We start from the raw sequence: 6,645 nt of genomic DNA on the forward strand, positions 1-6,645 counted from the left end.
ACAGAAAACCGTTGAGGCGGGTACCCGGTTGGTACCCGCCTCAACGGTTTTATGTTTCAGTTTTAGCTCTCAGCCAGCTCGTCCAGCAGGTCACGCAGCTCTTCGCTGGTGAGCACCTCCGCCGGATGCGGTCCCATCGCGTACAGCCGGTCCTGGGTGTCCTCGTCCAGCTCGCGGGAGGTACCGATCAGTACGAGGTTGCCCTCGTTCTCGCCGCTGAGCATCGAGCTCTCGCACAGGCCCCACACGTGGTCAAAAACCTCGAGCATGGCTTCCGCCTGCAGGCGGAAGAAGGGCAAACCCGCGTCGTCACCCACGTTGATGGCGACCATGCCGCGTTCACTCAGGACGTCCTTGAGTTCGCGGTAGAAGTCGCGGTTCGCCAGGTGTGCGGGTGCATCCATGCCGGTGAAAATATCGAGGATAATCGCGTCGAAGCCGGTCACGCCCAGCAGTTCGGGCAGGTGGGCCAGCTGCTCGCGGGCATCGCCCACCACGAGCTGGCAGTCGGTTCCGGCGGGTAGCGGCAGGCGGTCCGTTACAAAACCCATGAGCTCGGGTTCAATATCCACGGCAACCTGGCGTGAGCCGGGGCGGGTCGCCTGAATATAGCGCACAAGGGTGAGCGCACCGGCGCCCAGGTGCGCGGCGGTAATGGGCTCGCCGGCGGGGGCGAGCGCATCCACCGCGTTCGCGATGCGGCGCAGGTACTCGTAGAACACGTAGGAGGGATCCGCGGTATCCACGTGGGACTGCTCGGCGCCACCGATTTCGAGGACGTGGCCGTGGTCGCTGAACCCGTCGGGGTGAATTTCGGCGCGCTGCCCGCCGGAGAGCTGAATGTGTGCCACTACTTCACGCCAGCTTCACGCTTGAAGGTGCTGACCAGGTCGTCCACCGAGGAGGAAGAATCCAGGCCCTCGATGACCTTGTCGTTCACGGCGAAGGTGGGGGTTCCCTTCACACCGATCTTCACGGCGTGCTCGTAGTCGCGCTGGATGGGCTTGACGGTGTCGGAGGCGAGTAGGACCTTGTCGAATTCTTCGACGTTCAGGCCCAGTTCCTTGGCGTAGTCGTTGAAGAGGGTGCGCAGCTTGTCGCGTTCTTTGATGTTCTTCCAGTCGTTCTGGGTGGCGAAGAGCTTGTTCGCCATTTCGAGGTGCTTGCCCTGTGCCTCTGCGGCTTCTACGGCGAGTGCGGCGGGTACGGCGTTGGCGTGCATGTTCAGCGGCATGTGGCGCACGGTCACGTTCATGATGCCGTCAAGCTTCTTGGCGGCCTCCTCGAACTTGGGTTCTGCCTTGGCGCAGTAGGGGCACTGGAAGTCGGTGTACAGGGTTGCAGTGCCCGCGCCGGGTACTTCGCGGTTGAGGCGGAAGCCGACGTAACCGTCATCCGCGGTAGCCGATGCGGAAGCGGTCTCCGAAGCCGAGCTCGAGGGAGTAGCGGAAGCGCTTGCGGATGCGCTCGCCGATGCCGCGGCGGTGCTCTCCGAGGTCGCGCTCGCCGAACCGCTTGCCGAGCCGCTCGCGGAGGCGGTAGAGGAGGCCTGGGATGAGCCGCAGGCGCTCAGGCCCAGTGCGGCGGCGGGAAGCGCGCCGATGAGCAGGGCGCGGCGGGGAAAGGGTGAGGTCATGGTATTCCTCCTAAGAATCGGTGCCGGGGCGCACGGATAACGCTTAGGTTCATCTTATCCCGCCGATGCGGCGGGTGCATGACGCGTCCGTGCGGGGCTCTTGCGCGGAGCCGCCGTAGCAACGCGATGATTCGCCTCTCCCCCGCCTTTTTGGTACCATTGCGGGGTATGCACTGTTCCGCGGAAAGCCCGTCTTAACGCGGCAGGTAGCGTATGTGCCTCTATAGCTCAGGGGTAGAGCATTTCCCTCGTAAAGAAAAGGTCGTGGGTTCGAATCCCACTGGGGGCTCCACATCCGCCGTAACAAGGCCGGTTTCCGGTGTGTTGCGGCGGTTTTTAGTATCGTCTTCGGCACGCGAGGCCCCGGCCCCGTTCCGAGGCGTCCGACAGCTCGCTCTATCCCGGGAGGCCTCATGTCTTCGTCCCGCACCTCCGCCCGCAAGGGCTCCTCGCAGCGCGCCCCGTTCACCCCCACCGTGCGCTTCGCCATCGTCTACGTGCTGGCGCTCGTGATTTCGCTGGCGGTTTGGTTCTTCTACCGCGCCGTCTACGAGGACGACACCTCGTTCCTGGTGCCCATCGTGATTTCCCTGGCGACGTCCTACGTTGCCGCGCACGCCCTTACGGGCGGCCGTTCCCCGCGCAACTAGTCGCCAAGCCCGTCCGCCGGTCGGTGGCCGGAGCGTTAAACCAAAGGCCGCGCATCCGAATCCCTCCGAGGGGTCGGATGCGCGGCCGTCGCTATAGGGCCGGCGCGTTACTTGGATGCGCGCTGGATGTCGCTGTCGGTCTTGCCCCACAGGCCGTAGACCTTGGCGAGTTCCTTGACCTTCTTGGCGCGCAGGTAGCGCGGCAGGTAGGAGCCGTCGCGGGGGCCGTCGATGGGCACGTCGAGCATCTGGTGGGCCTCTTCAATCTCAACCTCGCTGGGCGAGAAGGCCGCGTTGATGGTCTCTGCCTGGCGGATATCCAGGGTGATCTTGCCGGTCATGCCGTGGTCGCTCGCGAAGCCGCAGGCCTTGGAGAGGTCCCCGCCGTAGGCGCCGAGGGTCGGGCCGTCGATGGGGCCGGGCAGGCCACCCAGGGTGGAGGCGATGACCAACTGCGAACGCACGTAGGCCAGGGCCATGGGGGTTGCGGAGGAACCGGTGTCGCGGCGGTAGTCGCCCGCGCCGAAGGCCAGGCGGAAGGTGCCGATGGCGCGAGCAATCTCGACCGAGTGGTGCACACCCAGGGCCGATTCAATCAGCGCGATGATGGGGGTACCGGCGGGCAGCTCAGCTGAGGTACGGTCGATGTCGGTGGCGTGCTCGGCGGTGGCAAGCATGACGCCTCGCAAACCCTTCACGCTCTTGAGGGCCTTGACGTCTTTCCACCAGTGCTCGGTGGTGATGGCGTTGATACGAACCCAGGCAACCACGCCGGAGTTCAGCATGCGGACGACCTGTTCGCGGGCGGCGTCCTTCTCTTCGGGCGGGCAACCGTCCTCGAGGTCAATAATGATGGAATCGGCCTCGGATTCGAAGGCCTGCTCAAAAACGTCTTCGCTGGCGTTGGCGCGAACGAGCAACCAGGAGCGGGAGAGGCTGGGGCGCAGCTGGCGCGCGCGCTCGTTCCTATGGAATTCAAACATGGTGTGTGACTTCTTCCGTCAATCGTTAATGCATTGGTTATGCCGTAGAGGGCCTGGACCGAGCTGCGATTCTCGATTGCGTACCATCGTCACCTCCATTGTGACTGAACCGCTTGCGGGGTGTCATGCACCTCTCTTTTAAGCGTATCGTGTGCCCGGTGGAGCATCAAACTGACGTACCACTAGGCCTCGACGAGTTCGGTCCGTCCCACGGGGATTCCGTCGTCGAAGGTCAGCTCGCCGGCCGCTTCCTTTTGGGCGCGGCGAATCAGACGTTCGGCCTCTTGCACGTGCTGCACCACGGTCTCAACGCGGCGGTGCACGCTCACCTGGCGGTCGCATCCGGTGGTGCACTCGCCGAAGCAGCGGGCCATGGCCAGGGCCTCGGCGCAGAGGGCCACGGCGTTGCCGGCCTTGGAGAGGGCGCGGTTGAGGTCGGAGTAGGTGCCGAATTGCGAGGCGGGGATATCGCCGTCGCTGGGGGCGAGGCGGTGGGCCTCCATGGCCACGGCACGCACCCGGGGGATGAGGTCGGCAAGCTCGTTGGCGTCCGGCACGATGAGTTCAATCATGGAGGCGGAGGACTCGGTGCCCGCCAGACGCTCGAGCACCTGGTGGAATCGGTCGATGCCGCGAATAAAGCGGTCGTGGGAGCGCCGCCAGATGCCCTTGCCGAGCTCGGCGTCGTCTCGGCGCGATTGCAGGTAGCTTTTGAGTCCCATGAGTCCTCCTCTACGTTAGGTGTGTGCCGTGAACGGTTATCGGGTGGGAGTCGCTCGCGGCCGGTGAGCGTCGGATGCGTGCATCACCTTCCGCGGCGAGCCACAAACCCACCTATACTTAGGTTACCCTAAATCTTCTTTTGGTGACGGATCGTCAGGGAAATATGAGCATTTATGTCACGTTTCGCGGAGCGTGGCAACAAGGTTTTCTCCGCACCCCGCGGAAACCTGTCTAATCGACCCGCAGCACCACCTTGCCGCGGTGCCGGCCGGAATCGAAGTACTCGTGTGCCTCGGCCGCGGCTTCCAGGGGGAATACCCGGTCAAGACCCACGCCGATGCGACCCGACTCGACCAGCGGGAGGATCTGCTCGCGCACGCCGCGCAGAATTTCGGCTTTCTGGGCCTCGGGGCGGCTGCGCAGGCTCGTGGCGTGCACCGAGAGCCGGTGCGTGAGTGCGTACGCGAGGTCCAGCTCGGCCTTTCGTCCGCCCTGCAACCCGATGATGCACAGGTGCCCACCGTCGGCGAGGGTGTGCAGGTTATCCTCAAAGTACCGCCCGCCCACGACGTCCAGGATGTAGTCCGCGCCGCGTCCTCCGGTCTCCGACAGAACGACATCCCGGAACGAATGTTCCCGATACACGATGGGTTCAGCACCCAGCGAGCGCACGTACTCCGCCTTCTCTTCGGTCCCAACCGTGGCGAATACGCGGGTTCCCGCGGCCAGGGCCACCTGAATGGCGTGCACCCCGATGCCCCCGGTGCCACCGTGCACCAGCACCGTGGCGCTCTGCCCGTCCTCGCGCAGGTTCTCGGCGGGATCCATGCTCATGCCGCAGGTCAGTACCAGGTTGGAGTAGACCGTGGCGGCCACCTCGGGTAGCGCCGCGGCCTCTTCAAAGCTCAGGTTCTCGGGCTTCGGCAGCAGCAGGTCCACCGGAACCGTCACGTAGTCGGCGTACCCACCTCCGGGGAGCAGAGCCATCACGGGACGACCGCAGTTCTCGACGGATGCCCCCTCGCCAACGGCCTCGATTTCCCCGGCCACTTCCAGACCGTAGATGGAGCTCGATCCAGGAGGGGGCGGGTAGAATCCGCGGCGCTGCAGGGCATCCGCACGGTTGATTCCGGCGGCGCGAACGCGGATGAGCACCTCACTCGAACGGGGAACGGGGGCGGGAATCTCGCTGACCCGAAGCACCTCGGGACCGCCGTGGTTTTCCTCAATAATTGCTCGCATGAGCCCTCCTCCTGAGCGGATGTGCCCTCATCGGCACTCGATTTACAGAAAGCATACATCGTGAGATAATCTCGTAGTGCCCTGCGGCACGGCGTTGAGATAAAATGCCGGTCTCTGGAGCGCAAGGATGGTTGTCCGAGCGGCCGAAGGAGCTGGTCTTGAAAACCAGTAGGCGGTAACCCCGTCTCAAGGGTTCAAATCCCTTACCATCCGCGTTTTAGCTTCTGCTCCACGTGTGGAGCGCGAAGAGCCCCGTTCCTCGTATTGAGGAGCGGGGCTCTTTGCATACGCCGTTCCGAGTTACCGGGGGCGTCGTTAGTGCATGTTTGACATGTTTGACAAAGCGTTTGCAATCAACATGATGAGGAAGGCGATACAGAGGAAAAAGCATATCCCCAGACCGTTAAGAACCAGACCACCGGTGGCACGAGCACCGTGCCGTCTTGCCGAGATCCCCAGGCAGAGACCCAGGATGCTCAGCAACGGTGAAAAGATAACTACCTGCGTACCATTTTCTCCAAAACCTTGGACAATTAGCCAACCCCCTAGGAAGAAAGACAGGGGACCGAGGAAGCCAAAGAGTATGGAGAAGTTCGCCATTCCCTTACCGACCGCTTGATCTGCGGGCTCATCCGGAGAACCATCCGAAGAGTCATCCGGGGACTCGTTTGCGGATAGTAGCTGTTCGTCAGAAGCATCCGGGCTAGACTGTTCGCTGTCATCTTCCTGATAAAGCTTGGCGTACTCGGGGTTGTAATCGAAGGCTTCGTTGTTTTGGGGTAGCTGCGACATCGCATCCACAACCTTTCAATACCGGGTGTTACCTTCACCCTAGACCTTTCCATCAGAGGGAACAAGCATGTCAGGCTCCACCTGCCGAAACATACGGCATATACACAGAAAAGTCCTGCTCCTCACAATGAGGGGCAGGACTTTTCTGTATTTATCTCGAGGCTAGTTCCAGTACAGCATAAGAGCGTTCAGGCTCCTCGACGGGCCTGCATCATTTAATCCGGACAAGGCGCTCAGAATCATTATGATGAGGGCGACGATAGCAAGGACAACGACTATACCCATCGCGCTGAGAATCATGCCCCCGATGGCGTGCTTACCGTGCCGTCGTGCCACGAATGCCTGCCGGAGACCTAAGATACTCAGGAATGGTGCGACGATGACCATGAGTATACCGATTTCAATGCCATAGGCAGACCACCAAAACCCTATGAAGAAAGATAGCAGGCCAAGGGCACCGAAAAGCAGGGAGAAGTTCGCTGCTCTTTCACCGGCTTGCGCCCTCCGCACATTGGAAGGGGGCTCGCTTGCACGTAGCAGCCTGTCGTCCATATCATCAGCGTCGGACTGTACGCTGTCATCTTCCTGGTAAAGCTTGGCGTACTCGGGGTTGTAATCG

The 6,645-nt window shown here is 62.4% G+C and carries 8 protein-coding genes and 2 tRNA genes; 3 read left to right on the forward strand and 7 right to left on the reverse strand.

Features of this window, described 5'->3' with window-relative positions:
* Positions 1–62 precede the first annotated feature (62 nt).
* Together HMPREF2874_RS08705 and HMPREF2874_RS08710 are read right to left on the reverse strand one after the other, a co-directional pair.
* Positions 63–851, reverse strand: a complete 789-nt coding sequence (locus HMPREF2874_RS08705) for a spermidine synthase (RefSeq protein ID WP_070649983.1) — start codon at positions 849–851, stop codon at positions 63–65.
* Positions 851–1,636, reverse strand: a complete 786-nt coding sequence (locus HMPREF2874_RS08710) for a DsbA family protein (protein ID WP_070649984.1) — start codon at positions 1,634–1,636, stop codon at positions 851–853. Before HMPREF2874_RS08710 ends, HMPREF2874_RS08705 begins: the two co-directional genes overlap by 1 nt.
* 217 nt (positions 1,637–1,853) lie before the next feature.
* Here HMPREF2874_RS08710 and HMPREF2874_RS08715 point away from each other — a divergent pair.
* Both HMPREF2874_RS08715 and HMPREF2874_RS08720 read left to right on the forward strand, forming a co-directional pair.
* Positions 1,854–1,928 (forward strand) — tRNA-Thr (locus HMPREF2874_RS08715).
* Between the two features lie 121 nt (positions 1,929–2,049).
* Positions 2,050–2,286, forward strand: a complete 237-nt coding sequence (locus tag HMPREF2874_RS08720; protein ID WP_049331448.1) for a hypothetical protein — start codon at positions 2,050–2,052, stop codon at positions 2,284–2,286.
* Positions 2,287–2,393: 107 nt separating this feature from the next.
* Here HMPREF2874_RS08720 and HMPREF2874_RS08725 read toward each other — a convergent pair whose 3' ends face one another.
* The 3 genes from HMPREF2874_RS08725 to HMPREF2874_RS08735 form a co-directional block, all read right to left on the reverse strand.
* Positions 2,394–3,269, reverse strand: coding sequence for an HpcH/HpaI aldolase/citrate lyase family protein (locus HMPREF2874_RS08725; RefSeq protein WP_070649985.1), 876 nt, complete (start codon positions 3,267–3,269; stop codon positions 2,394–2,396).
* Positions 3,270–3,451: 182 nt separating this feature from the next.
* The gene (locus HMPREF2874_RS08730) at positions 3,452–3,991 is read right to left on the reverse strand and encodes a hypothetical protein (protein WP_049331442.1); all 540 of its coding nucleotides are present in this window, start codon (positions 3,989–3,991) and stop codon (positions 3,452–3,454) included.
* Positions 3,992–4,223: 232 nt separating this feature from the next.
* Positions 4,224–5,234, reverse strand: a complete 1,011-nt coding sequence (locus HMPREF2874_RS08735) for an NAD(P)H-quinone oxidoreductase (RefSeq protein WP_070649986.1) — start codon at positions 5,232–5,234, stop codon at positions 4,224–4,226.
* 125 nt (positions 5,235–5,359) lie between these two features.
* Here HMPREF2874_RS08735 and HMPREF2874_RS08740 point away from each other — a divergent pair.
* Positions 5,360–5,447 (forward strand) — tRNA-Ser (locus HMPREF2874_RS08740).
* A 102-nt stretch (positions 5,448–5,549) separates the two neighbouring features.
* Here HMPREF2874_RS08740 and HMPREF2874_RS08745 read toward each other — a convergent pair.
* Together HMPREF2874_RS08745 and HMPREF2874_RS09345 are read right to left on the reverse strand one after the other, a co-directional pair.
* On the reverse strand, positions 5,550–6,026 hold the full coding sequence (locus HMPREF2874_RS08745; RefSeq protein ID WP_141754249.1) for a hypothetical protein: 477 nt from the start codon (positions 6,024–6,026) through the stop codon (positions 5,550–5,552).
* A 162-nt stretch (positions 6,027–6,188) separates the two neighbouring features.
* On the reverse strand, positions 6,189–6,645 hold a 457-nt coding region (locus HMPREF2874_RS09345; protein ID WP_168165165.1), incomplete at its 5' end, for a hypothetical protein.

The organism is Rothia sp. HMSC068F09 (assembly GCF_001812775.1).
Lineage (GTDB): Bacteria > Actinomycetota > Actinomycetes > Actinomycetales > Micrococcaceae > Rothia > Rothia mucilaginosa_A.